The following is a 24,809-nucleotide window of genomic DNA, read 5'->3' as shown; positions in this document are numbered from 1 at the left end:
TTCCGCGCTGCTCACAGCGCCCGGAGGCCGTTGATCACGTCGCGCAGAATACTCTCGTCCGGCAGCTCGGCAGGGGGGACGGGGCGGGTCACATGGACGAGTTCCGCGTCCACGAGGTCGCCGATCAGGACCCGTACGACACCGATCGGAAGGTCGAGTTCCGCGGCGAGCTCGGCGACCGACTGGGGCGTGTCACGGCACAGTCCGACGATGTCCACGTGTTCCGGGGACAGCGTCGGGTCCGTCTCCGGGTCGTCCGCGTGGGATTCCGTCACGACCACCGCGATCAGATCGAGGCGGTGCTGGGCCGCATGGCTGGTGCGGCCGCGCGTCATGGCGTAGGGACGGACGACCGGTCCTGCCTCGTCGTCGAACCAGTGGCTTCTTGCCTGACCGTCTGCGCTCATGTCATCCCACTACCCGCCCGCGGGCAGGTCGGTGCGCGGAGCGGTGGCCAGATGCGTCCCGACGCGCTTCACCAGGAGCGTCATCTCGTAGGCGACCTGGCCGATGTCCGAGTCGGCGTCGGAGAGGACGGCGAGGCAGCTGCCGTCGCCGGCGGCCGTGACGAACAGGAAGGCGTCGTCGAGCTCGACCATCGTCTGCCGGACGCTGCCCGCCTCGAAGTGGCGGCCGACGCCCTTGGCCAGGCTGTGGAATCCGGAGGCCACGGCGGCAAGGTGCTCGCTGTCCTCGCGGGTCAGGCTCTTGGACACCCCCGTGGGCAGTCCGTCGCCGGACAGGACGACGGCCTTGCGGATGCTTGCCACGCGGTCCACCAGGTCGTCGAGGAGCCAGTTCAGCTCGCCGGACTTGCCGGTCGTGGCGTGGTCGGTCGCCTTCGGTGCGGTCATCGACCGTCCCCCTTAGTCGTTCCCTGTGGTGCTGTGCCGCTGTGGGCGTCGTCGCCCGCGGCGTTCTCCTCACGGCCGCGCCGCCAGCCGCGCTGGAGCGAGGCCATACGGCTGCGGACCTCGTCGGCGTCCCGCTCGGCGGGTGCCGATGCGTCGTCGGTGCGACGGCGTGCCGGGTCGTGTCTGAGCTGCGGCGCGAGGCTGGCCTGCCGTACGCGTCGGGGCAGCGGGTCGGAGCCGGTACCGGGCTCTTCGGGTTCGGGGCGCCGGCTGGTGCCTGGTGCGTCGTCCCGGGGGGCGCCGGTGCCAGGGCCTCCGGACCGGGTGGCGGTGTGGTCGCCAGGGGCCGGGGCCTGCGGATCGGCATGGCTGCCCAGGGCCTGGGTCTCGGTGGGACGGCCCAGGGCTCGCGGCGGCGAGTCGGCGGGGCCGGTCAGGGCCCGGGGCGGGGAAGCGGTGGGGCCACTGAGGGCGCGGCGCGGGGGCGCGGTGTCGTCGTTCGGCTCGCGGGCCGGGGAGATGGAGTCCCGGCGGCTCGGCGCGGTGGTGGGATCGGGGCGGTCCCGGGAGTCGGTGCGGCCGTCGAGGGGCCCCGGCGAGCCGGCGGTGCGGCCGAGCGGGGAGCTGCCGCGGCGGCGGGTCGGCAGCGGAGCCAGGTGGTCCGCTTCCGGGTGGCGCGAGGTCGGGCCGGTCGCAGGCTCGTCGTCCCGCTCCGCTCGGCGTGGACGCTGCTCGGTGACCGGGCGGCCGTGCGAGCTGACCAGCTTGGGCGTGCGTCTGCGGGGCAGCGGGACGGGAGCGTCGAGGCGGTCGTCGTCCCGGCCCTCGGTGGCGGACGTGTCACGGACGCCGGAGGCGGTGTGGTGACGGTCGCCGGGGCGGCCCGGCGTCTCCTCGTCCATGGGGACGAGGGAGCGGCGCGGGCGGAACAGCCCGCCGCGTTCGCTCTCCTCGCTGTCGAGCACACCGGGGAAGTCCTCGATCGCGTCGAGGTCGACCGGCGCCTCCAGTTCGACCGGTCCGTCCAGCAGCGAGGCGGGCAGCCCGGGCAGCTTCACCGGTACCTGGGAGAGCGCGGTCCTGCGCCCGCTCTCGGCGTCGGCGTCCTTGGGGGGCCGCGGCCGGTCGAGACGGAAGCCGACGCCGTTGGTGTCCGGGACGTCGTCCGTCAGCAGCGTGTCGGGGATGAAGACGACAGCGGTGGTGCCGCCGTAGGGGGAGGGCTGGAGCGAGACCCGGACGTTCTGCCGCTGGGCGAGCCGGCTGACCACGAACAGTCCGAGCCGGTCGGTGTCGGACAGTTCGAACTCCGGGGTCTCTGCGAGCCGGAGGTTGGCGTCGAGGAGCGCCTCGGCCGCCATGCCGAGGCCCCGGTCGTGGATCTCCAGGGTGAAGCCGTTGGCGACCCGTTCGCCCACGACCTGGACGGCGGTGTGCGGCGGGGAGAACACGGTCGCGTTCTCCAGGAGTTCGGCCACGAGATGGGTGAGGTCCGCGACCGCCGGACCGGTGACGGCGACGCGCGGCAGCCGGCGGACCTCGATCCGCTCGTAGTCCTCGACCTCGCCGACGGCGGCGCGCACGATGTCCATGAGCTGGATCGGTTTGCGCCACTGCCGCGACGGGGCCGCGCCGGAGAGGATCACCAGGCCCTCGGCGTGCCGGCGCATGCGGGTGGTCAGGTGGTCGAGGCGGAACAGATCGGCCAGTTCCTCGGTGTCCTCGGTCCTGCGCTCCATGGTGTCCAGCAGAGTGAGCTGCTTGTGCAGGAGGACCTGGCTGCGACGGGCGAGGTTGACGAAGACCTCGGAGACACCGGCACGCAACTCGGCCTGCTTCACGGCGGCTTCGACGGCGGCGCGCTGGAGGGTGTTGAGGGCCTGGCCGACCTCGCCGATCTCGTTCTTGTCGTACTCCAGCCGCGGGACCTCGGTCTCCACGTCGACCTGCTCGCCCACGGAGAGCCGGCGCATCACGCTGGGCAGCCGGACGCCGGACGCCTCATGGGCCTCCAGGCGCAGCTGGCGCAGATCGCGGATGAGCCCGCGGCCGATGCGCACGGAGACGAAGAGGGAGACGAGCAGTGCGGCCAGGCCGAGGACGCCGGCGACGACGACCTTGACGATGACGCCGGTCGCGATGGGCCGGACGCGTTCCTGGTAGCGGTCGGCCGCCTCGTCGTCGAGTGTGCCGAGTTCCTCGAGCACGGTCCCGGCGGCGGTGTCCCAGCTCTGCGCGGTGACGCCGCTGGGCATGCCGGACCGGGTCTTCACCGCGGCCTCTTCGGCGACCCGCAGGGGCGCGGTCTCGGCGTTCTTCCAGAACCGCTCGTACCGGTCCCGGTCCGCGGTCGGCAGCAGGGACCGGTTGACGTCGTACAGCAGGGTGCGCTGGGCGATGAGGTCGGAGATCTGGCGGATCTCGCCGGGCGTGAGCCTGCCGACGACCAGGGCGGAGCCGAGCAGGGCGTCTTCGCGGGAGAGCAGTTCGCGGGCGCGGGAGAGATTGACGAGGGCTCGGTGCTGGGTGTCCATCTCCACGTTGTCGACGACGTGGATGCTGCTCAGCAGGGAGTAGCAGGGGTCGACCAGCCGGTTGTACAGGACGAAGGCCTGGGAGCGGTTGACGGTGCCGTCGGCGACGCTGCGCCGCAGGGCCTCGATGCCCTCGAACGCGTCCAGTACGGCGGTCAGCCGCTCGCCGGCGTCACCGAGGGCGTCGCGCACCTCGGAGTCCCGGGCGTTCTCACGGATCTCGGCGACGGCCTCGTCCGTGGCGGCCTGACTGCGTTTCAGGGCGGCGAGGCCGTTGGAGGCGCGGGGATCGGCGAGGTAGACGAGGGTCTGGCGGCGTTCCTGCTGGAGGACGCGGACGGTGTCCTCGGTGGGGTACCCGATCTCTTCGACGAGGGACGACACACTGAACAGCCGGCCTGCCTCACGGCCCGTGAGTACCGTGGCGAAGGCCCAGATCGCGGTCAGGGACACCAACGGCACGAGAAGCAGCGCCACGATCTTCCGGCGGATGGACTTCCCGCGAAAGCGCATGGCCTCCCCCAGCTCGACCCCCACCGGCAGGGGGTACACCTGTGCGTCAACAAACGGCGCGAGCCTACTACCGACGCACACGTAACTCGAAGGACGATCCGGAAGGCGAACTTCCGTACTGGGCGCCGAGCATGGGGAGTTGTCGGGTCATTGCGGGAGATTGCCTCCCGCATTCCGGTGCCGTGGGAGCCGCCCGGCGCGATCGTCTGGACCGGACGATTGGCCGGAATTTTTCGCTGGTCGGGAATCTTCGGGGAGTGCCGTTCGTCCTTCATGGCAGGGAATGGGGGCGGAATCGGCCACAGGAGCCGCAACCCGCACCCCGGCGGCGTAAAACAGCGCAAGCCGGGCAGCCACTGGGGAGTCGGGGTCTTCGGACCGGCGAGCGGGCTGCTGGCGGTGGGGAGTGACACGGTGATGGGCACGGCGGAGCGACGCGAGGCACCCGCGCGGGGTACGGCGGCGCACGTGACGGCGGAGCGGGGCACCAAGGTTCCGGATCGCGACGTTCCGGTCGGCACTCGGGCGGATACGACCGCGGACGAGGGTGCTGTTCGGGCCGTGAGTACGGTGGTCGCCCCCAGGTCGTGGGAGCCCGACGACGCCCGGGAACGGCCGCAGTACCGGCCGTTGTGGGTCGAGGAACCCGCGAAGCGGCGAAGGCTGCCCGACCCGGTGCGTACCGCCGCCGTGCGGGCGGTGCTCATCATCGCCGTGACGCTGATCCAGGCGATGGTGGCCTTCCTGAGCACCTTGGCCGGATCCTGGCTGGCGTTCCCCATGGTGCTGAGCAGCGTGGCCAGCACGGTGGTGGCCACGTGGGGAGTGCTCGACGTGTGGGTGACGCGCCAGGTGTGGAGCCAGCGCAACGGCGTGGTGTCCGCACCGAGCAGCACCGCACGAACGCTGCGCCGCGAGCGGCGCCGGATGCGTCGGCAGGCCCGGGCCGCCGAGCGGACGCAGGAGCGAATACGCCGGACCGGCGGCGCGGAGCAGCTGTCCCATTCGTGACGGGCGTGGCCCTTCCATCCGGAGGTTCAGAGTCCGGCGCGGTTCATCTGCCCCTTTCTGCATGTGAGTTCGCGACGGGGCCCGCATGAAGGGGGGCCGGTCGACGGCGAGGACGGCGGTCGTACGCCCCTCCCGGTCGTAGAGCGCGAGGAAGCCGCCGGTGGCGAGGGCCGGTGTCGGTGCCGGGACCACTGTCGGTGCCGAGGCTTGATTCGACGCGGCCGGAGTCGACGCCGAGGCCGGAGTCGACGCCGAGGAATCCGGTGCCCCCGCGCAGGGCCAGGGCACCTCTCCCTCGACGACCCGCACCACATCTCCCCCCACCCGGACTCGCCCTCGGGGAGGTCTTCGAGGCGGCAGACGGGTATCACGGGCCCCCTCTCGGTCCGGGACGCGGGGTCCGGGACCTCTTGGTCCAGGCAGTCGGGAAGTTCAGGGAGTGACGGACCGTCGTTCGGTCCGGGAGGTCCGGCCGGTCGGGTGCCCTGGCCCAGGACAGCCGGTCCGGGTGCCCTGCTCGGGACACGTCCCCTTCCGGGATACGGACGCTTCGATAACATGATGTTTCACATGGCGCATGCACGAGCGCTGTGCGCAACAGAATCCCGGGCGGGGCGACCGTCGCGTCAAGGGTTTCCCGCAAATGCGGCCCACGCCGGGCCGTCAGGTGGTGAGAGTCGAACTATGGCCCGCACGCAGAAACACTCCGACCACGGCGACGCGGAAGCCGGGAGCGCGGCGAGGCAGGGCGGACGCGGTGCCCCCAGCGCCGTGCAGTCGGTGGACCGTGCCGTGAGCGTCCTGGAGATCCTCGCCCGGCACGGCGAGGCGGGGGTCACCGAGATCGCCGACGAGCTGGAGGTGCACAAGTCCACGGCGTTCCGGCTGCTCGGCGTCCTGGAGAACCGCGGCCTGGTGGCCCAGGCGAAGGACCGCGGCAAGTACTACCTGGGGGCCGGCGTCCTGCGGCTGGCGGGTGCGGCGGCCGTCCGGCTGGACATCTCGCAGGAGGGCGTCCCGGTGTGCCGGGAACTCGCCGACGAGCTGGGCGAGACGGTGAACATCGCCGTCCTGGACGACGACGCGGCCGTCAACATCATGCAGGCCCGCGGCACCGCGTCCGTGACCGCGCAGAACTGGCTCGGCCGGCGCACGCCCCTGCACGCCACCTCCAGCGGCAAAGTGCTGTTCGCGCACATGCCGCCCACCCTGCGCGAGGGCCTGCTGGCGAGGCCGCTGCCCCGCTTCACGGACCGCACGGTGACCGGCGCCTCCATGCTGCGCGGCGAGCTGGAAGCGGTGGTCGAGCAGGGCTACGGGGTCACCGTCGAGGAGCTGGAGCTGGGGCTGGCGGCCGTGGCGGCGCCGGTGCGGGCGCACGACGGCAAGGTCATCGCCGCGATCAGCGTCTCGGGGCCGGTCTACCGGCTGAACGCCGACCGGCTGCCGGAACTGGCCAAGCGCACCGCGGCGGCGGGCGCCGAGCTGTCGCGCCGGATGGGCTACGGCTTCTGACATACGGACAAGGCGGCGCGGCACAAGGCGACTTCACCTCCCGCACACGAGCGCGGGACCGGGACTCACCGGTCCCGCGCTCGCGATGCCGTCGGGCTCTCAGCCCTCCCGCTCGTTTTGCGCTGCGTTGACCCGCACCCCTTGACGGCCCGTCGACGGCGTTCTCAGCATGTTCCTCATCACGCAACCCATCGTGTAATGCGCAACGGCAGAGGAGCTTGTCGTGCCACACGAGGTCCGTGCCGTAGTCGCCGTGAAGAAGGGCGCGCCTGTCGAGGTGCACACGATCGTGGTGCCCGATCCGGGGCCCGGAGAGGTGCTGGCGCTAGGCAGGCCGCTTGAACATCCGCGTCGCCGTGATCTCGCTGTGCACCGCCTCCCCCGCCTGGGGCTGCTGGGGCAGTCCCGGGCGGAGGTGCTCCTCCACGCTGATGTACTTCAGGCCGGCACGCAGGTCGGCGTCGTTGCGCAGGCGGATGACCAGCGGGAACTCGGCGAGCGCGGTGGTGTCGAACAGGCCGGTGGTGTACAGCAGCTGCACGCCGAGCGCATCCGAGACCGCCCGCTGGAGCTCCAGCAGGTACGTCGCGTTGGCGCGGCCGATCGGGTTGTCGAGGAACAGCGTGCCCGCGTGGCGGTGCTTGTCGCGGCCCCGGTCGTTGGAGCGCAGTGCCGCCATCGTGCAGTACAGGGCGATGGCCGCGGTGAGCAGCTGGCCGCCGGAGAACACGTCGCCCATCTGCCCGACGGGGACGCGCTCGGCGCGCAGCACGGCGTCCGGCTTGAGGATCTCGACGGCGACGCCCTTGGGCTGGAGCGCGGCGGCGACTCCGCGCAGCAGCAGGGACATGCCGTCGCGCCGCAGGTCGGAGTTCTTCTTGACCGCGGCCCGGGTGGCCTCGTCGACGACCTCGCCGAGCCGTTCGGTGAGGGTGGCCTGGTCGGGTTCCTCGAAGCGGATCCGCAGGAATTCCTGCCCGGACCACTCCCCCAGTCCCTCCGGCAGCCGGGACAGCCGCTGCGCGGAACGCAGGGTGGCCAGCGACGACTCGACCAGTCCGCGCAGCCGGTCCACGATCGAGTCCCGGTTGCGTTCCAGCTGTGCCAGCTCGTCGGTGAGGACGCGCAGCCGGGGCGCGAAGGCGTCGGCCCAGCGCTGGGCGTGCTCGGGCAGCGCGGCGGCGGGCAGTTCGCGGATCTGCTGCCGCGCGGGGGTGCGCACCTGCTCGTAGCGGGTGGAGTTGGCGTGCCGGACGAGGACGTCGCTCGCCTCGCGGACGGCGGCCTCGGCGGCGGACAGGTCGGCGGCGCAGCCGCGCAGCGACCGGCGGGCCTCGGCGGCGGACTGCCGGGCCTCCTCCAGGGTGCCCGGGTACGGCTCCGGCTGCTCCTGCTCCTCCTCGGCGGCGTGCTCGCGCAGCAGGTCCCGCAGGAGCGCGGCGATCTCGTCGAAGCCGCCGGCGGCGTCCTCGGCGGCGCGGTGGGCGGCGAGCAGTTCGGCGTGCGCCTCGCGGGCCTGGGCCAGCGCCTCGGTGCGGGAGGCGAGTTCACCGGTGGCGGTGCGCAGCAGGCCCTGGGCGTGCTCGGCGTCGCGCGGGATCAGTTCCTCGGGCAGCTCGGTGTGCGCCTCGGCGTCCTCGGGGGCGTGCCGTTCGGCCTCGCCGCGCAACCGGCCCAGCTGCTCGCTGGCGCTGGACATGCGGGTCTCCAGCAGCTGCACCAGTTCCTCCGCGCGGGCGGCGGCGGCCTGCCGGGACGGGCCGTCGGAGCCGTCTGGCGACTGGAGGAGCTGTTCGGCGCGGGTGCGGACCTTGTTGCTCAGCCGGTCCAGTTCGGCGCGCGCCGCGCTCTCGTCGCTCTCCGCGCGGGCCTGCTCGGCGCGCAGGTCGGCGCCGACGCCGACCTTCTCGTACACCTGGGAGGCCGCGCGGTAGGCCTCTCGCAGGGCCGGCAGGGACGACTTCGGCGCGTCGGTGCCGTCGTCCGGTACGTCGTCGGGGGCGCCCGCGATCTCGGCGCGCTCGGCGCGCAGGGCCCGCGCGGTGCGGCGGGCGTCGTCGGCGGCACGCTGGGCGGCGCGGCGGTCCTCGTCGGCGGCGCGGGCGCGCTCCAGGCAGGTCTGGGCGCGGGCCTCCGACTCGGTGGCCTCGTCGGCGAGTTCGCGCAGCTTGACCTGCCAGCCGGCGCGCTCGCGCAGCCGGAAGGCGAGTCCGGCGAGGGCGTCGGCGGCGCGCCGGGCCTTCTGCGCGGCCTCCTGCTTCTCGTCGCGGACCTGGGCCGCCTCGGCGGCGGCCTCCTCGGCCTCGGCCCGCGCGGTGCGCGCCTCGGCGAGTTCGGCTTCGGTCTCCTCGGCGAACGCGCGTGCCTCCCGGGCGGCCTGGGCGAGTTCGGTGAGCCGTCCGGCGGGGCAGCCGGTGCGCCAGGAGGCGAGCCGGGCGGCCAGTTCGCGGTCCTTGCCGAGGCGGGCCGCGAGGGCGCGGATCTCCTCGTCGCGTTCCGTGGCCCGGGCGCGCAGTGCCTGCCGCTCCTCGTCGGCGGCGTGCTCGTCGTGCATGGCCGGGTTCGGCGGTACGAGGAAGACGTCGCCGGTGTCGGTGCCGGCGGCCGGTGTCGGGGCGAGCAGGGCGGCGGCGGTGCCGACGGCCACGGCGGACCGGGGCAGCAGGGCGGCGTCGCTCAGCGCGTCCCGGGCGCGGGCGTGCGAGTCGGGGTCGGTGATGATCACGCCGTCGACCAGTTCGGGGCGCGCGGCGAGGACGCGGGCGTGGTCGGCGGGGTCGACGGCCTGGGCGAGGTAGCGCCAGCCCGGCAGTGCCGGGATGCCGTGTTCGCCGAGGTATTCGACGGTGGCCAGCACGTCCGGGCCGGGCGGGAGCAGTCCGCCGTCACCGAGGGCGCCGAGGATGCGGGAGTCGTCGGCGGCGGCGGTGCGCAGGTCGAACAGCTGGCGTTCGGCGGAGGAGACGGTGTCGTCGAGGAGTTCACGCAGTTCGTCGGCGAAGCGGTCCAGTTCCTCGGGGGTGAGGGTGCCCTCGCAGCGGGCGGCGCCCTCGGCGGGTGTGTCCGCGCCCGTGCGCGGTGCCGGAACCAGGGCCCGTGCCCCGGCGGAGGCCCCGGGCAGGCTCAGCAGTTCCGCCAGCCGTTCCTCGGCTGCCAGCGCTTCGGCGGTGCGCCGCTCGCCCTCGTACGACCGTTCCGCGGCGGTGGCCGCGTCGGCCGCGCGGGCGGCGGTGAGTTCGGCGCGGGACTCGGCGGAGGCCGCCTCCCGCGCGTGTTCGGTCGCCCAGCGGGAGGCCTCGCGGGCGGTGTCCCAGGCGGCGACGGCGGCCTTCTCGGCGTCGCTGGCGGCGAGGGCCGCCCGCGCGGGGTCGGCGTCGGGCGCGCTGTCGTCGAGCCAGCCCGCGCGGACGGCCTCGGCGGTCTCCTGCTCGACCTCGTCGAGCCGCTGGCGCAGGTGTCCGGCCTCGCTCCGGGCGCGCTGCGCCTCGGTGGCGGCTGCGGTGGAGTCCCGGTAGGCGGAGTCGCCGGCCTGCTGGAGCGCGGCGGAGCGCTCCTCCTCCTCGTTGGCGAGCGTCTCGGCGCTCTCGGCGGCGGCGTGCAGGGCGCGGACGAGGTCGACGGCGGCCTTGGTGCGGGCGGCGAGCGCGGGGGCGGCGTCCCGCTCGGCCTCCTGGATGGCGGCGGCCACGCGGGCGACCCGGTCGGCGGCCGCGCGGTGGCGCAGTACGGCCTCGGCGGCCTGCCACGCGGAGTGCAGGGTGCGCGCGTCGGCGAGTTCGCGTTTCTGCGCGGCGGCCGACTTCTCGGCGGCGGCGAGCGCCAGGGAGGCGTGCCGGTAGGCGAGTTCGGCGGTGATCAGGGCGCTGCGCTCACGGGCGTTCTCGGCGTGGGTGACGGCGTAGGCGGCGGCCGTGACCCGCTGGGCGAGGTCGGCGGCCCGCACCCGTTCCTGCGCGCCCCGCGCGGAGAGCCGGCGGGCGAGGACGCGGGTCCTCCGCTCGGCCCCGGTGTGCACGTCCCGGGCGCGGGAGCGGGCCTCGGCGGCCTCCACGATCCGGCCGAGCAGGTCCACCGACCCGGCGGTGAAGTCCCGTTCGGCGATCAGTTCGGCGCGCCGGCCCAGCTTGTTGCCGAAGCCGCTGACGAGGTCGGCGAGCCCGTCGGTGTCGCGGGTGTCGGTGACGGCGCGCAGCAGCAGGTCGGTGAAGTCGGAGTCCTTCTTCACCGCGAACAGGCCGGCGGCCTCGCCCTCGTCGGCGTTCATCTCCCGCTGGTAGCGGAAGAGTTCGGGGTCGAGGCCGAGGTCGCCCAGGTGCTCGATCCACCGGTCGTGGATCTCCTCCCAGTGCACCTCCAGGTGCGGGTAGGCCTTGCCGGCCTCGGTGAGCGCGTCCCGGAAGCCCTTCATGGTGCGGCGGCGGCCCTGGGCGCCGGACTGGCCCTCGGCGGGCGGCCGTACGGCGGTGGCCTCGGCGACGGGCAGGTTGTCCAGGGTGAGGCCGGGGCCGGGCCGGAAGGAGTACCAGGCCTCGGCGAACTTCCGCGGGTCGTTGGAGACCTGCCGGCCGCGCCACTCGCTGACCTTGCCGACGACCACGCACTCGCCGGTCTGCACGTGCTGCCACTCCAGGGCGACGTGGCCGCAGTCGTCGGCGAGCAGGAACTTGCGCAGCACGCCGGAGCTGGCGCCGCCGAGGGTGTTGCGGTGGCCCGGCAGCATCACGGAGAAGATCAGCTTGAGCAGGACGGACTTGCCGCCGCCGTTCTCCAGGAAGAGGACCCCGGCGGGCGCGGGCCGGCGCGGCGGTCCGACGGGCTCCTCCTCGAAGAACTCCGCCTGGGTGGGTGCGGGGTCGGGCACGGGCTCGCCCACACCGCGCAGGTCAAGCACGGTGTCGGCGTAGCGCGCACCGGCGGGTCCGATGGAGTAGAGGCGGACCCGGGACAGCTCGTACATGGCGGACTCTCGTAAGGCTTCGTCAGATCGGGGAGGTTCTTGGCGCGGGGGCGGGGGATCAGCCGGAGTGGAACGGCAGTCCCGCGTCGGCCACCAGCTCGAGGTCGTCGGTCTCGTCCGCGGGCAGCAGGGTCGGTGTGCCGTCGGTGACCGGGACGACGCCCAGTTCCAGTAGTTCGGCCATGGCGGCGTTGCCCGCCATGTCGCGGACCTGGAGCCGGTAGCGGGCAGTGGTGCGGTAGGTGCCGCCGCTCTCGTCGCCGGTGCGCTGGAGGAAGCCGGAGTCGGTGAGGAAGGTGACGGCCTTGGCGACGATGCCGGTGGTGGAGGCGGCCGGCCGGCGGGCGTCCTTCGTCGCGCCGGTGGCGCTGCGTCTGGCCCAGATCCGCCAGGCGGCCTCCAGGCCGGGCGCGTCGGTCGCGGGGTCGGTGTTCTCGCCCTGTTCGGCGGCGCGTTCCTCCAGGCGGCGGCAGGCCTGCCGGACGAAGGCGTCGACGCCGTTGACGGTGACGCGGCCGATGTAGCCGTCGTCGGCCAGGTCCTCGGGGCGCGGGAACGCCATCGCGGCGACGGCGAGGTGGGCCAGTCCGTGCAGGAACCGGTCGCCGGAGTCGGCGGCGGTGCGACGCGCGTAGTCGCTCATGCGCACGGCGAAGACCGAGTCCTCGGCGGCGGTGACCGCCATGCCCGCGCGCGGGGAGACCTCCAGGACGACGAGGCCGAGGCCCGCGGCGACGGCGTCCGCGAGGCGGGCGAACGGCGGGTCCTCCCGGTAGCGGCGCAGCAGGTCGGCGTACTCCTGGTCGCGGGCGGGCAGCAGCTTGGGCTGGAGCCCGAAGGCGACGAGCCGCGCCGCGTCGGCGGCGTCGGCGGGGGTGACGGGGGCCTGCGCCGAGGGGGCAGGCGCCTCCGGCTCACTCCACTCGACGTGCTCGGTCACGGTCGGTGCTCCTTGTTGCGCTGGTGCTCACTCATGCTGCTTCCGTCCTGTCCGCCGCCATGCCGGCCGCGTCCAGCAGGGCCGTGCCGACGATGAGGTCGGCGCCCCCGAACTCGGGATCGTCGAGTTCGGTGCCGTCGTCCACGGCGAACAGGAGTTTCTCCTCGCCCTGCCGGTAGGCGGTGCCGACGGGCGGGCTGGCCGCGTGGACGGCCAGCAGGGCGACCAGGTACGGCAGGTCGGGGTCCTGCCGCCGGGCCTGGGCCAGCAGGCCCGACAGCCTGCGCGGCGCGTCGGCCGGAAGGTCCAGCAGTTCCATCGCGGCGGCCAGCTGTTCCTCGCTGAACCGGCTGTCGTCCGGGGTGGCGATGAGGTCGGGCTCGGGCATCTCGGCGCCCAGGTGCTCCCGCTCGACGGGCGGGGTCAACAGGATGTCGACCAGGTCCCCGACCCGGACGGACACCGGGGTGCGCAGGCCGGTGCCCTTGGCGAAGTAGGCGTCGGTGACGCGGATCGCCTGCTCCAGGGGCAGCGGCAGGATCGGGGCGAGGAGGTGGCCGTACAGGTCCGTCCCCGAGGTGGCGGCGGGGGTCGCGAAGGCCTGCCGGTCCTGCTCGGCGCGGAACAGCGGGCCGGCCTCCAGCAGGCGGGACTGGAGCTGGGTGTGGCGGCGGATGCAGTCCTTGACGATGTCGACGAGCTCGGCGGCGCGCCGCTTGTGCTCGGGGTCCTCGGACTCGTCGCGGGCCTTGCGGATGTTGGTGAGGATCGCGTTCTCGTGGCGGTAGCGGTCGGCCACGTGGTCCAGGGCCTCGGCGATCATGTCGGGGACGGCGGTGAGCCAGTCCACCGCGCGGACGTTGCGCCGGGTGGCGTCCAGCGCCTTGCGCAGGGTCTCCGAGTACTGCACGGTGCGGTACCGGGCCTGTTCGGCGGCGAGCTGGGCGTCGGCGAGACGGCCGCGGCTGATCAGCACCTCCAGTTTGACCTCGGCGGCGATCTGCGCGCTGGTGACATCGGTGTCGAGGGCGCCGACGAGGACGTTGACCGCCTCGTCCGTGGTCCGCAGGTAGACGCTGCCGCCGGGGCCGGGCACCTCCTCGATCAGCTTGAAGTCGTAGTCACGGCGGACGTACGTGCCGTCGGGGGCGAAGGTGCCGTACACCGCGCGGAAGCCGCGGTCGACGCTGCCGACGTTGATCAGGTTCTCCAGGACCCAGCGGGCCACCCGCTCGTGCTCGGCGGCGGGCCGCCCCGGGGCCTGCGCGGCGACGCGGGGGACGAGCCGGGCGACGACCTGGTCGTGGTCGGCGCCGGTGTCGAAGTCCATGTTGAGGGTGACGAGGTCGATCGCTGCGAGGGCGATCTCCGCCATGCCGTACACCGTGTACTCGCCCGCGAGGTTCGCCTTGCGCGCGTCGAGGTCGTGCAGCGGCGCGGTGCAGGCGAGCGCGCGCAGCCGCCGCGCCAGTCCCTCGTCGGCGGCCGGGCCCGGTGCGGGGCGCGGCCCCGCGCTGAGCTGGGGCGGAACGCTGTCCGTCGATGCAGGCGAAGTCACGGTGCACAGACTAGGTCCTCGGTCTGACAACGACCCAAACGACGCAGAGGGGGCCCACCGCCGCGCTGTCAAACCGGCCGTTCTCCGCCGAGCTCCCCGCCCATGGCCCGGATGGTCCAACTCCGCACGCGCTCGCCGGGCGCACCGGCCAGAGTGGGCAGCATGACGGAACCTGGCGAGCGACGGCGCCGCACGGCCACCGCCCCGGAGCGCGGGCACGCGCCGCGGGGTGCCGGCGACGCCGCCGAGCGGGCCGCCGAGAGCTTGAGCGCTCTCATCCGGCACCGCCTGGAGGGCGTTTCCGCGGTGCGGCGCACCGACGACGACGGCTGGATCGTCAACATCGACGTCCTGGAGCTGGCGCGCATCCCCGACACGACCAGCCTGCTCGCCGTCTACGAGGTGGAACTGGACTCGACGGGCGAGTTGACGCAGTACCGCCGAATCACGCGCTACCGGCGCGGTGCCCAGGACCAGTGACCGGCCCCTCGCGGCCCGCCGGAAGGACAGCACATGATCACGTATGAAGAAGAGGTCGTCTGCGCCCCCCGCGCCGGAAACCTCTACGACGTCCTGGATCTCATACTCGACCGCGGGATGGTGATCGACGTCTTCGTCCGCGTCTCCCTCGTCGGCATCGAGATCCTCAAGGTCGACGCCCGGATCGTGGTCGCCAGCGTCGACACCTACCTGCGGTTCGCGGAGGCGTGCAACCGCCTCGACCTGGAGCACGACGCGCGCAGCAAGACCGTGCCGGAACTGTTCGGCGCGCCGATGGCCAGGTCGCTCGGCAAGGCGGGCGCGAAGCGGGCCGGGCGGACGCTGAGCGACAAGGTGCGCGGTCTGCTCACTCCCCCCGAGGGGCGGGCCGAGGACGAGGACGAATACGAAGGCGGGTACGGCGAGTACGGCGACCACGGGGGCGCGTACGAGGACGAGGTGCCGGAGCGGGAGCCCGCGGGCCGTCGCGGCGGCCAGGGGCGGCGGCCGGAGCGGCGGCCCGACCGTCCGCGCCGCCGGCCGCCCGCGGAGCGCCCCGCACGCGGTGAGCGCGACCGCCCGGACCGCCCCCGTCCCCGCCCCCGCCGGCGCGCGGAGGAGGAAGAGGAGGAATGACGGTGAGCACTGCCGTCACCACGCTCGGCACCCTGTACGTCTACGGCATCACCCCCGCCGGCGTGGCCGGGCCGCGCACCGCGGGCGTGGCCGGCGCGCCGGTCCGGCTGCTGACCGAGTCCGGGCTGTGCGCGGTGGTCTCCACGCCGCCGGAGCGGCTGCGTCCCCGGCGCCGTGACCTGGCGGCCCATCAGGCGGTGCTGGCGGAACTCGCCGGCCAGGGACCGCTCCTGCCCATGCGGTTCGCGGTGGTCAGCCCCGACTCCGAGGCCCTGCGCGCCCAGCTGCGCGGGGACCGGCGGACCCTCCTCCGCCAGCTGGACGGCGTACGGGACTGCGTGGAGATGAATCTCAAGGGCACGGTCGTCCCCGGCTACTTCGCCCAGCTCGTACGCCGCGACGAGCACCTGGGCGCCCTGGCGGCCCGCGCCCGCCGCAGCCCCGACTACCAGACGAACGTACGGCTGGGCGAGGCGCTCGCCCGCGGTGTGCGCGGCGAGGCGCGCCGCGCCGCGCGGCAGGTCCTCGCCCGGCTGGCCCCCCTGGCCCGGCGCACGGCGGCGGGCCAGGTCGACGACGACCAGGTGCTGAGCACGTCGTTCCTGCTGCGCGCCGCGGACGAGCGGCGGTTCCGGGACGCCGTCGCGGACCAGGCCCGCGTCTACGGCGACCGGCTGGCGCTCAGCGTCACCGGGCCCCTGCCGTGCTACAGCTTCGTCGACCCGCGGCCCACCCCTGCGGGGCGGTGACCCGATGGGACTGGTGAGCGGTCTCCTGCTGCTACCCCTCGCGCCGGTGCGCGGCACCCTGTGGGTCGCCGACCACCTGCTGGCCGAGTCCCGGCGTCAGGCCCACGATCCGCGGCGCGTGCGGGCCCGACTCGCCGCGCTCAACGAGGCCCTGGACAAGGGTGTCATCGACGAGGCCGCCTTCGAGCGGGAGGAGGAGCGGCTGCTCACCCTGCTGGACGGCCTTCCGGACACCCCCGGCCGCGCTCGGACGAGGCCCGAGCCCCCACAGAGGACGAAGCCCGAACGCGCACAGAGAAGGCAACCATGAACGAAATGAAGGTGGCCATGGCGGCGGCCGTGGCAGGCGGCTACCTCCTGGGACGGACGAAGAAGGGGAAGCTGGCCCTGGTCGTCGGCTCCTACCTCGCGGGGCGGCGCCTCGGTGTCTCCCCCGCCCAGTTGGTCTCCCAGGGCCTGGCGAGGCTCCAGGAGGCCCCGCAGTTCCAGGAGCTGTCGGACCAGGTGCGCGGCGAGCTGATGCAGGCGGGCCGCACGGCGGTCTCCGGCGCGGCCAACCGCCGGCTCACGGGCCTCGCCGACGCCCTCCGGGACCGCACCGACGCCCTCAACGGCGCGGCGGGCTCCGTCGACGCGCGCGCCGGGCGCCGGGAGGACGACTACGGGGAGGACGACTACGAGGACTACCCGGAGGACGAGTACGCGGAGGATGACGAGTACGACGACGCGTACGACGACGAGGCCCGTGATCTGAAGCCGCCCGCCCGGACGGCCCCGGCCCGCAGGACGGCCCCGAAGCCCCCGGCGAAGAAGGCCGCAGCCAAGAAGACGGCCGCCAAGAAGACCGCGGCCAAGAAGACCGCTGCCAAGAGGGCTTCTTCGGGCGGCGGCGCCACCCGTTCGCGGCGAGGACGGTGACCCCGGATGGCGACGACGCGGGAACGGGGCGACCGGGCGAGCGGGCACACGGCCCTTCCGTTGGACGACCTCAAGGACGCGCTGAGCGGCTACGTCTCCGCCCTGGGCGGCAGCCTCATGAAGAAGGCGGTGCACGGGGTCGGCAAGCTGGCCACCCGGCTGACGGAGGGGGGCGGCGCGGGCGGCCGGAGCGGCAGCGGAGGCGTCAAGGCCACCCACATCATGGAGGCCGTGGACGTCGGTGTGCCCCTGCGCACCGCATACGACCAGTGGACCGCCTTCGAGGACTTCAGCGGTTTCACCAAGGGTGTGCGCAGCGTCAGCAAGTCCGGCGACGTCGAGTCCACCTGGAACGCCAAGGTCGGCCCCTCGAAACGCAGTTGGCGGGCGACCGTCCAGGAGCAGGTGCCCGACGAGCGGATCGTGTGGACGTCCGAGGGCGCCAAGGGCACCACCCGCGGCGCCGTCACCTTCCACGAGCTGGCGCCCCGCCTCACCCGGATCGTCGTGGTCGTCGAGTACGACCCGGCAGGCCTCTTCGAGAAGACCGGCAATCTGTGGCGCGCCCAGGGGCGCCGGCTGCGCCTCGACCTGAAGCACTTCGCACGGCACGTCACGCTGCACGCCGACGAGGAGGTGGAGGGCTGGCGCGGCGAGATCCGCGACGGCGAAGTGGTCCGCACGCCCGAGGACGTGCGGGCCGACGAGGAAGGCGACGAGTACGAGGCGGAAGCCGAGGAGGACAGGGAGGACGAGGAGGCCGGGGAAGAAGACGAGGAAGAAGACGCCGATGAGGACGAGTACGACGACGAGTACGAGTACGAGGACGAGGACGAGGACGAGAACGGCGACTACGGCGAAGAGGACGAATACGAAGAGGGCGAAGAGGACGAGGGCGACAGAGCCGGCCGTACGCGTCGCTGACCACCCGGGGAGCGTGCAGTGACCGACGTGAGCACCTGGCCTCCGGGCGCGGAGACGCAGCAGTACGCACCCGTCACCGGCAACCTCGCCGACCTTCTCGAACGAGTCCTCGACAAAGGCATCGTCATCGCGGGCGACATCAAGATCGATCTGCTCGACATCGAGCTGCTGACCATCCGGCTGCGCCTGTTCATCGCATCGGTCGACACCGCGCGGAAGGCGGGCATCGACTGGTGGGAGACGGACCCGGCGCTGTCCTCCCGGGCCGCGAGGGACGCGCTCGCGCAGGAGAACGCCCTGCTGCGGGAGCGTCTCGCGGCGCTGGAGGAGGCCGTACGGGAGGCTCTGGACGAGGAGCCGGAGGAGGTCCGATGAACGCGGACGCCACACTCGTGTGCGCCTTCGCCGTGCTGTCCGCCCACCCGGCCGGCGCGGAGCCGCACGTGCACCCCGGTCACGACGGGGGCGGACCGCTGCGCGTCCTGCCGGCCGGGCACCTCTTCCTGCTCGTCCAGGACGTACCGGCGGCCGCGTTCGGCGAGGCGGCGCTCGCCCAGCGGCTCGAACGTCCGGACGAGCTGGAGCGCGTCGCCCGCGCGCACCACCGGGCCGTGGAGACGGCCGCACGGTGGGGTCCTGCCGTACCGCTTCCGCTGGCGACGCTGTACCGCACCGACGACACCGCTGTGCGAGCGGTCGTGGAGCGGGAGGCGGAGCTGGCCGCGCTGCTCGACCGGTTGCGAGGCCGTACGGAGTGGGCGGTGAAGGTCCATGCCGCCACGGCCGCCACCACCACCGCGGCGCCCTCCGACGACGGCGCCAAGAACGACGGCGCGGGGAACGACGGCACCGGGACCGACGGCACCGGGACCGATCGCGGTGTCGCGGGACGCGCCTACCTGCGCCGGGTCAGCGCGCGGCGCCGCACCCGGCAGGAGGAGCACGAGCAAGCCCTGGCCGAGGCCCGGGCCGTGGACCGGGAGCTGAGACGGCACGCCGTCGCCGCGACCCGGCACCGGCCGCAGAGCAGCGAGCTGACGGGAAAGGACGCCCCGCAACTGCTGAACGGGGCCTACCTCGTCGACGACGCCGGCCGGGCGGCCTTCACCGGGGCGCTGGAGCGGCTGACCGCCGCGGGCCGGCTCCGGGGCGTCGAGGTCGTCGCGTCGGGGCCGTGGGTCCCGTACTCCTTCGCGCGCCTGGACGAGCAGCGGCAGTGCGCGGAACGAGACCCGGAGCATAGGCAGGAGGCCGGCGCATGACCGTGCCCGACACCCGGGAACCGGGGCGGCCGTTCGTCCCGTGGGACGAGCCGGAGCCCTACGCGCCGGTCGGCGTGCCGCTGGTCGACCTGCTGGACCGGGTGCTGGCGACCGGGGTCGTGGTCAGCGGGGACCTGGTCCTCGCCATCGCCGACGTGCCGCTGGTGCGGGTCTCGCTGCACGCCCTGCTGTCGTCGGTCAACGAGCGGGTGCCCGCTCCGTGGCCGGACAGCGGGCCGCTGTGAGCGCGCGGCGGGCCGGGTCCGTCGACCTGGACCCTGAGCGGGTGGCGAACGACCTGGCGGCCTTGGTCCTGACGGTGGTCGAGCTGTTGCGGCAGCTCATGGAACGCCAGGCGGTGCGCCGGTTCGACGAGGGAACGCTGAGTGCGGAGCAGGAGGAGCGGCTCGGGACCGCCCTGATGCTGCTCGACCAGCGGATGGACGAAATGTGTGAGCAGCACGGGCTGAGCCGCAGCGACCTGAATCTCGACCTGGGTCCGCTCGGACCGCTGCTGGCGGACCCCGGGCCGTGAGCCGGCCGGCGGATCCGGCAGCCCCGCGTGCGGCGGCGAGAAGGGCCCGCCGCTCACCTTCAACGCCCGGACGACCCGGTCCCGGGTGATCCGGACGGCGGGCCCTGGCCCTCCTCCCCGACCCGCCTCCGGTACACCTCCACCACCCGCTCCAGCGAGTCGTCGAGATAGCCCGCGAGCAGGCGCTCGGCCTTGCCGCGGTCGCCTTCCCGCAACGCCTCGAGAATCACGGCGTTGCGCGCGATGTACGGCTCGTGCAGGCGCCGCGGTTCGTCCACGACGTGGAAGGCCAGGCGCAGTTCGGCGAAGACGCTGCGCATCAGTTCGTCGGTGCGCTCGCTGCCGGCGAGGGCGACCAGCTCCCGGTGGAAGTGGATGTTGGCCGTACCCACCGCTTTCCAGTCACCTTCGCGTGCCGCGCGCCGGCCCGCCTCGACGGCCGCGGCGAGCGCGCCGACGTCGTGCGGCGGGGCGCCCAGCCCCCGGACGACGGCGCACTCGACGAGCCGGCGGGTGCGGTAGATGTCCTCGACGTCCTCCACCGTCAGCACCCGGACGAAGACCCCCCGGTTCAGTTCGTGGACGAGCAGCCGTTCGTGCGTGAGCAGCCGGAACGCCTCGCGCAGCGTGTTGCGGGAGACGCCGAGCGCCCCACCGATGCTGTCCTCGGACAGCCGCGTCCCGGGCGGGAAGTACCCGTCGGCGATACGGCTCCTGAGGATGTCCGAGACCCGCTCGGCGGTGCTGGTGCGCCCGAGGAGCGCGCGGTCGTCGGCAAGATCCGTCAACTGCTCTGCCATGCCTGGAATTCAAGCGCAGCCAACAGGACGAGACAACAGGGGTATTGAAGGATCGTTGAACGATCCTCTACGTTGCTGTGTGTTGGCTCACTTCTGAAGCACCCTCCGTCCTCCCCTTGCGAGGTGCCCATGAGCACGACTCCTCCACCGAAGGCCCTGACCGGCGACACACGCGACGACGCGGATCAACACCACCACGAGGCAGGCCCGTTGGGCTGGCTGCGCGCACTGGGGCCGCGCGGCCGACGCGCCTTCGCCGGCGCGTTCGGCGGCTATGCCCTGGACTCGTACGACTACTTCACACTGCCGCTCAGCATGGTCGCGCTGTCCGCGTACTTCGGCCTGGACAGCGGCCAGACCGGCCTGTTCACCACCGTCACCCTCGTCGTGTCCGCGATCGGCGGCGCGCTCGCCGGGGTGCTCGCGGACCGCGTCGGCCGGGTCAAGGCGCTGATGATCACCGTGATCACGTACGCCGTGTTCACCGTGGCCTGCGGCTTCGCCCCCACCTACGAGACGCTGCTGGTCTTCCGGGCACTGCAGGGCCTCGGGTTCGGCGGCGAGTGGGCGGTCGGCGCCATCCTGGTCGCCGAGTACTCGAGCGCCAGGCACCGCGGCCGCACCCTCGGCGCCGTCCAGAGCTCCTGGGCCGTGGGCTGGGCGCTCGCGGCGATCGTGTACACCCTGGTCTTCTCGGTCCTCGACGACGACCTGGCCTGGCGGGTGATGTTCTGGACCGGCGCGCTGCCCGCGCTGCTGGTCGTGTGGATGCGCCGCCGGGTGCACGACGCGCCCCAGGCCGTCGCCGTACGCGAACACAACCCCGCGAAGGGCTCGTTCACGACCATCTTCAAGCCCGGGCTGCTGCGCACCACGCTCTTCGCCGTGCTGCTGTCCACCGGCGTCCAGGGCGGCTACTACACCCTCGCCACCTGGGTGCCGACCTACCTGAAGACGGAACGCGACCTCTCGGTCGTCGGCACCGGCGGCTACCTGACCTTCCTGATCTCCGGTGCCTTCATCGGCTATCTGACGGGCGGTCATCTCACCGACCGGCTGGGCCGGCGGCGCAACATCTGGCTGTTCGCGCTGCTGTCGGCGGTCTGCATCCTGGCGTACGCGAACATCCCGAGCGGCGCCGACTCCCTGCTGCTCGTGCTCGGATTCCCGCTCGGGTTCTGCATGTCGGCGATCTTCAGCGGCTTCGGCTCCTTCCTGAGCGAGCTGTACCCGACGGCGGTGCGCGGCACCGGCCAGGGCTTCACGTACAACACCGGCCGCGCGGTGGGCGCCGTCTTCCCCACGACGGTCGGCTTCCTCGCCGACAGCTGGGGCGTGGGCGGCGCGCTGGTCTTCGGCGCGGTCGGCTACGGCATCGCCGCGCTCGCGCTGCTCGGTCTGCCGGAGACCCGTGGAAAGGAGCTGACGTGACCCGCCCGCGGCACCACTCCCCCGCCGTCACCGCCACCGGGGACCGCCCCCTGACCCTGGTCGACGCCCGCGCGCACGCGTGGACCCCCCGGGAGGCCCGCGCCCGCATCCGCGCGGGGCTGGCCGGCCCCACCGCCGGGGTCGCGGCGGGCCACACCCAGGTGAACCTGATCTCGGTACCCGCGGACTGGGCGTACGACATGCTGCTGTTCTGCCAGCGCAACCCCAAGCCGTGCCCGGTGCTCGACGTCACCGACGCGGGTTCCTGGAGCACGGTGCTCGCCGACGGCGCGGACCTGCGCACCGATCTGCCGCGCTACCGGGTGTGGCGGGACGGCGAGCTGGTCGACGAGCCGACGGACGTCCTCGGCCACTGGCGGGACGACCTGGTGTCGTTCCTGATCGGGTGCAGCTTCACCTTCGAGTGGGCGCTGACCCGGGCGGGCGTCCCGGTCCGCCATGTCGAGCAGGGCCGCAACGTCCCGATGTACGTCACCAGCCGCCCCTGCCGGCCCGCCGGCCGGCTGCACGGCCCCATGGTGGTGTCCATGCGGCCGGTACCGCCGGAGCACCTGGCGGCGGCGATCCGGGAGACCAGTCTGCTCCCGGCCGTGCACGGCGGCCCCGTACACTGCGGCGACCCGTCGGCACTCGGCATCGACGACCTCGGCCGACCCGACTTCGGCGAACCGGTGACGGCCGAGCCGGACGACATCCCGGTGTTCTGGGCCTGCGGTGTGACCCCGCAGGCGGCGGTGACGGCCTCGCGCCCGCCGTTCGCGATCACCCACGCACCCGGCCGGATGTTCCTCACCGACGCCCGCGACGAGCAGTACCGCGTGGGCTGATCCGAGCCCGACCGAGCCCGACCAAGCAAGAGGGGACCATGACCGCGATCGATCTGAACGCCGACCTCGGCGAGGGCTTCGGCCGCTGGCGGCTGACCGACGACGAACAGTTGCTGTCCGTCGTCACCAGCGCCAACGTGGCCTGCGGCTTCCACGCGGGTGACGCGGCCACCATGCGCCGGGTGTGCGAGCTGGCGGCCGGGCGCGGGGTGACGATCGGCGCCCAGGTCTCCTACCGGGATCTCGCCGGGTTCGGGCGCCGCGCGATGGACGTGCCGCCCGCCGAGCTGGCGGCCGAGGTGGCCTACCAGATCGGCGCCCTGGAGGTCTTCGCGCGGGCGGCGGGCGCCCGCGTGGCCTACGTCAAACCGCACGGCGCGCTGTACAACCGCGTGGTGCGCGACGAGCAGCAGGCCGGCGCGGTCGTCGAGGGGGTGCTCCTCGCGGACGCCACGCTGCCCGTGCTGGGGCTGCCCGGCTCGCGGCTGCTGGAGCTGGCCGCCAAGGCGGGCCTCCCGGCCGTCACGGAGGCGTTCGCCGACCGCGCGTACACCGAGGAGGGCACGCTGGTGCCGCGCGGGCAGGAAGGTGCCGTGGTCACCGACCCGGAGGCCGTCGTGGAGCGGTCGGTGGGCCTTGCCCGGTCCGGGACGGTGACCGCCCGCTCCGGCGTTCCGATCGAGGTCCGCGCGCGGTCCCTGTGCCTGCACGGGGACACGCCCGGCGCGGTGGAGCTGGCCCGGCGGGTCCGGCGGCGGCTGGAGTCGGCGGGCGTACGGGTGGAGGCCTTCGCATGAGGGTGCTGCCGGTCGGGGCCACCGCGCTGCTCGTCGAGGTGGCCTCCGGGGAGGAGGCGCAGGCCCTCCACGCGGAGCTGCTGCGGCGCCGCGCGGAGGGCTCGCTGGCGGTGCGGGAGATCGTGCCCGCCGCGCGGACCGTCCTTCTCGACGGGCTGACCGACCCCGGCCGGCTGGCCGCCGAGCTCGCCGCCGCCGACGTACCGCCCGCGCCGCCGCGCCCCGAGGCGGTCGTCGCCATCCCGGTGCGCTACGACGGCCCCGACCTGGCCGACGTCGCCGCCCACTGGGGGGTGTCCGCACAGGAAGTGGCCCGCATCCACGCGGGGACCGAGTTCCGGGTCGCCTTCTGCGGGTTCGCCCCCGGCTTCGGCTACCTCACCGGACTGCCGCCGCGCTACGACGTCCCGCGCCGGGCCACGCCGCGCACCGCGGTGCCGGCCGGGGCGGTGGCGCTGGCGGGCCCGTACACCGGCGTCTACCCGAGGTCGTCGCCCGGCGGCTGGCAGCTCATCGGCAGCACGGAGGCGGTGCTGTGGGACCACGCGCGCGTACCGGCCGCGCTGCTCGCACCGGGCACGCGGGTGCGTTTCGTCCCGGCGGGGACGGGTGCGGGGGCGGGGGCGGCATGACGGACCGCGCACTCGCCGTCGTACGGGCCGGAGCGCTGACCACCGTCCAGGACCTCGGGCGCCCAGGGCACGCCCACCTCGGGGTGCCGCGTTCCGGGGCGCTGGACGCCCCCGCGGCGGCCCTGGTCAACCGGCTGGTGGGCAATCCGCCGGAGGCGGCCGTCCTGGAGACGACCCTCACCGGCTGCGCGGTGCGGCCGCGTTCGGCCGTCACCGTGGCGGTCGGCGGTGCCCCCTGCGCGGTGACCGTGGACGGCCGGCCCGCCGCCTGGGGCGCCCCCGTACGGGTGCCCGCCGGGGCTCTCCTGGACGTGGGCGCGGCGCGGGCCGGCCTGCGGAGCTACGTCGCCGTCTCCGGGGGCGTGGCCGTCGAGCCGGTGCTCGGCAGCCGTTCCACTGACCTGCTGTCTGGGCTGGGCCCGGCGCCCCTCACCGACGGCGCCGTGCTGCCGCTCGGTGCGCCGGGCGAGCCGCACGCGCGCGTGGACGCCGCTCCGCAGCCCGCGCCGCCCGCCGAGTTGGTCCTGCGGGTCACCTTCGGGCCCCGCGACGACTGGTTCACGCCGGTGGCACTGCGCGCGTTCACGTCCCGCCCCTACCGGGTGTCCGCGGCGAGCAACCGCATCGGGCTGCGCACGGAGGGCCCCGCCCTGGCTCGGGCCCTCACGGGTGAGCTGCCCAGCGAGGGAATGGTGCTGGGCGCGGTCCAGGTGCCCCCGGACGGCCGCCCGGTCGTCTTCCTTGCCGACCACCCGACCACGGGCGGCTACCCGGTGATCGCGGTCGTCCGTCCCGCCGACCTCGCGGCAGCAGCCCAGGCGGTCCCAGGCACCCCGGTCCGTTTCGTGGCGGTACGCCGCCGCTGACGGGCCCGGGGCGCCCGGCCGTTCCACGGCGGAACACCGCCACCCACGG

At 73.9% G+C, this 24,809-nt stretch carries 24 protein-coding genes; 17 read left to right on the top strand and 7 right to left on the bottom strand.

Translation table 11 applies throughout. The features are described from left to right. Positions 1 to 11: 11 nt before the first annotated feature. Genes ACSU6L_RS31620 through ACSU6L_RS31610 form a run of 3 tightly spaced genes read right to left on the bottom strand, consistent with a single transcriptional unit; the run spans position 12 to position 3,901 of the window. Positions 12 to 407 (bottom strand): DUF742 domain-containing protein, encoded by a 396-nt coding sequence (locus ACSU6L_RS31620; protein WP_437062313.1) that lies wholly within the window; start codon positions 405 to 407, stop codon positions 12 to 14. Positions 408 to 416: 9 nt separating this feature from the next. After that, on the bottom strand, positions 417 to 854 hold the full coding sequence (locus tag ACSU6L_RS31615) for a roadblock/LC7 domain-containing protein (RefSeq protein ID WP_437062311.1): 438 nt from the start codon (positions 852 to 854) through the stop codon (positions 417 to 419). After that, positions 851 to 3,901: a nitrate- and nitrite sensing domain-containing protein gene (locus tag ACSU6L_RS31610; RefSeq protein WP_437065131.1), complete on the bottom strand. Its 3,051-nt coding sequence runs from the start codon at positions 3,899 to 3,901 to the stop codon at positions 851 to 853. Before ACSU6L_RS31610 ends, ACSU6L_RS31615 begins: the two co-directional genes overlap by 4 nt. Before the next feature lie 417 nt (positions 3,902 to 4,318). Between ACSU6L_RS31610 and ACSU6L_RS31605 the strand changes: the two genes are divergently transcribed. Beyond that, positions 4,319 to 4,912, top strand: a complete 594-nt coding sequence (locus ACSU6L_RS31605) for a hypothetical protein (RefSeq protein ID WP_437065129.1) — start codon at positions 4,319 to 4,321, stop codon at positions 4,910 to 4,912. Positions 4,913 to 5,596: 684 nt separating this feature from the next. Next, the gene (locus ACSU6L_RS31600; RefSeq protein WP_437062309.1) at positions 5,597 to 6,427 is read left to right on the top strand and encodes an IclR family transcriptional regulator; all 831 of its coding nucleotides are present in this window, start codon (positions 5,597 to 5,599) and stop codon (positions 6,425 to 6,427) included. Between the two features lie 325 nt (positions 6,428 to 6,752). Here ACSU6L_RS31600 and ACSU6L_RS31595 read toward each other — a convergent pair whose 3' ends face one another. The 3 genes from ACSU6L_RS31595 to ACSU6L_RS31585 are packed head-to-tail and all read right to left on the bottom strand — an operon-like array spanning position 6,753 to position 13,882. Further along, entirely contained in the window at positions 6,753 to 11,384 is a 4,632-nt protein-coding gene (locus tag ACSU6L_RS31595) for a hypothetical protein (protein WP_437062307.1), read from the bottom strand. 58 nt (positions 11,385 to 11,442) lie between these two features. Beyond that, entirely contained in the window at positions 11,443 to 12,324 is an 882-nt protein-coding gene (locus tag ACSU6L_RS31590) for a hypothetical protein (protein ID WP_437062305.1), read from the bottom strand. Between the two features lie 31 nt (positions 12,325 to 12,355). Next, positions 12,356 to 13,882, bottom strand: a complete 1,527-nt coding sequence (locus tag ACSU6L_RS31585) for a hypothetical protein (RefSeq protein WP_073941835.1) — start codon at positions 13,880 to 13,882, stop codon at positions 12,356 to 12,358. A gap of 162 nt (positions 13,883 to 14,044) precedes the next feature. Between ACSU6L_RS31585 and ACSU6L_RS31580 the strand changes: the two genes are divergently transcribed. Genes ACSU6L_RS31580 through ACSU6L_RS31535 form a run of 10 tightly spaced genes read left to right on the top strand, consistent with a single transcriptional unit; the run spans position 14,045 to position 19,386 of the window. Continuing rightward, positions 14,045 to 14,362, top strand: coding sequence for a gas vesicle protein (locus tag ACSU6L_RS31580; protein WP_437062303.1), 318 nt, complete (start codon positions 14,045 to 14,047; stop codon positions 14,360 to 14,362). A gap of 33 nt (positions 14,363 to 14,395) precedes the next feature. Further along, the gene (gene gvpJ, locus ACSU6L_RS31575) at positions 14,396 to 14,998 is read left to right on the top strand and encodes a gas vesicle protein GvpJ (RefSeq protein ID WP_437062301.1); all 603 of its coding nucleotides are present in this window, start codon (positions 14,396 to 14,398) and stop codon (positions 14,996 to 14,998) included. Continuing rightward, positions 14,995 to 15,747, top strand: a complete 753-nt coding sequence (locus ACSU6L_RS31570) for a GvpL/GvpF family gas vesicle protein (protein ID WP_437062299.1) — start codon at positions 14,995 to 14,997, stop codon at positions 15,745 to 15,747. Before gvpJ ends, ACSU6L_RS31570 begins: the two co-directional genes overlap by 4 nt. A 4-nt stretch (positions 15,748 to 15,751) precedes the next feature. Beyond that, positions 15,752 to 16,057 carry a gas vesicle protein GvpG gene (locus ACSU6L_RS31565; RefSeq protein WP_437062297.1) on the top strand — a complete coding sequence of 102 codons (306 nt, stop codon included), beginning with the start codon at positions 15,752 to 15,754 and terminating at the stop codon, positions 16,055 to 16,057. Next, complete coding sequence (locus tag ACSU6L_RS31560; protein ID WP_437062295.1) at positions 16,054 to 16,665, top strand: hypothetical protein; 612 nt, start codon at positions 16,054 to 16,056, stop codon at positions 16,663 to 16,665. Before ACSU6L_RS31565 ends, ACSU6L_RS31560 begins: the two co-directional genes overlap by 4 nt. A gap of 6 nt (positions 16,666 to 16,671) precedes the next feature. Further along, positions 16,672 to 17,589: an SRPBCC family protein gene (locus tag ACSU6L_RS31555; protein ID WP_437062293.1), complete on the top strand. Its 918-nt coding sequence runs from the start codon at positions 16,672 to 16,674 to the stop codon at positions 17,587 to 17,589. 18 nt (positions 17,590 to 17,607) lie between these two features. Next, positions 17,608 to 17,964 carry a gas vesicle protein gene (locus tag ACSU6L_RS31550; protein WP_073941841.1) on the top strand — a complete coding sequence of 119 codons (357 nt, stop codon included), beginning with the start codon at positions 17,608 to 17,610 and terminating at the stop codon, positions 17,962 to 17,964. Beyond that, entirely contained in the window at positions 17,961 to 18,851 is an 891-nt protein-coding gene (locus ACSU6L_RS31545; RefSeq protein ID WP_437062291.1) for a GvpL/GvpF family gas vesicle protein, read from the top strand. Before ACSU6L_RS31550 ends, ACSU6L_RS31545 begins: the two co-directional genes overlap by 4 nt. Beyond that, the gene (locus ACSU6L_RS31540) at positions 18,848 to 19,096 is read left to right on the top strand and encodes a gas vesicle protein (RefSeq protein ID WP_437062289.1); all 249 of its coding nucleotides are present in this window, start codon (positions 18,848 to 18,850) and stop codon (positions 19,094 to 19,096) included. Before ACSU6L_RS31545 ends, ACSU6L_RS31540 begins: the two co-directional genes overlap by 4 nt. Next, positions 19,093 to 19,386, top strand: a complete 294-nt coding sequence (locus ACSU6L_RS31535; RefSeq protein ID WP_437065128.1) for a gas vesicle protein K — start codon at positions 19,093 to 19,095, stop codon at positions 19,384 to 19,386. The genes ACSU6L_RS31540 and ACSU6L_RS31535 overlap by 4 nt, the downstream gene beginning before the upstream one ends. Before the next feature lie 59 nt (positions 19,387 to 19,445). On the opposite strand, the gene ACSU6L_RS31530 is transcribed toward ACSU6L_RS31535, so the two are convergent. Then, a complete protein-coding gene (locus ACSU6L_RS31530; RefSeq protein ID WP_437062287.1) occupies positions 19,446 to 20,186 on the bottom strand; it encodes a GntR family transcriptional regulator in 741 nt (246 codons plus the stop codon). Positions 20,187 to 20,315: 129 nt separating this feature from the next. Here ACSU6L_RS31530 and ACSU6L_RS31525 point away from each other — a divergent pair, with 129 nt between their 5' ends. Genes ACSU6L_RS31525 through ACSU6L_RS31505 form a run of 5 tightly spaced genes read left to right on the top strand, consistent with a single transcriptional unit; the run spans position 20,316 to position 24,760 of the window. Continuing rightward, positions 20,316 to 21,617 (top strand): MFS transporter, encoded by a 1,302-nt coding sequence (locus ACSU6L_RS31525; RefSeq protein WP_437062285.1) that lies wholly within the window; start codon positions 20,316 to 20,318, stop codon positions 21,615 to 21,617. Then, complete coding sequence (locus ACSU6L_RS31520; RefSeq protein ID WP_437062283.1) at positions 21,614 to 22,465, top strand: putative hydro-lyase; 852 nt, start codon at positions 21,614 to 21,616, stop codon at positions 22,463 to 22,465. The genes ACSU6L_RS31525 and ACSU6L_RS31520 overlap by 4 nt, the downstream gene beginning before the upstream one ends. Positions 22,466 to 22,503: 38 nt before the next feature. Then, positions 22,504 to 23,262 carry a LamB/YcsF family protein gene (locus ACSU6L_RS31515; RefSeq protein WP_437062281.1) on the top strand — a complete coding sequence of 253 codons (759 nt, stop codon included), beginning with the start codon at positions 22,504 to 22,506 and terminating at the stop codon, positions 23,260 to 23,262. Beyond that, on the top strand, positions 23,259 to 23,894 hold the full coding sequence (locus tag ACSU6L_RS31510; RefSeq protein WP_437062279.1) for a 5-oxoprolinase subunit B family protein: 636 nt from the start codon (positions 23,259 to 23,261) through the stop codon (positions 23,892 to 23,894). The genes ACSU6L_RS31515 and ACSU6L_RS31510 overlap by 4 nt, the downstream gene beginning before the upstream one ends. Next, a complete protein-coding gene (locus tag ACSU6L_RS31505) occupies positions 23,891 to 24,760 on the top strand; it encodes a biotin-dependent carboxyltransferase family protein (RefSeq protein ID WP_437062277.1) in 870 nt (289 codons plus the stop codon). The genes ACSU6L_RS31510 and ACSU6L_RS31505 overlap by 4 nt, the downstream gene beginning before the upstream one ends. Positions 24,761 to 24,809 lie beyond the last annotated feature (49 nt).

This window comes from Streptomyces sp. enrichment culture, from assembly GCF_964272855.1.
Classification (GTDB): Bacteria; Actinomycetota; Actinomycetes; order Streptomycetales; family Streptomycetaceae; genus Streptomyces.
The sequence above is the reverse complement of the archived record's forward strand: the minus strand, read 5'-3'. Positions and strand labels throughout refer to the sequence as shown.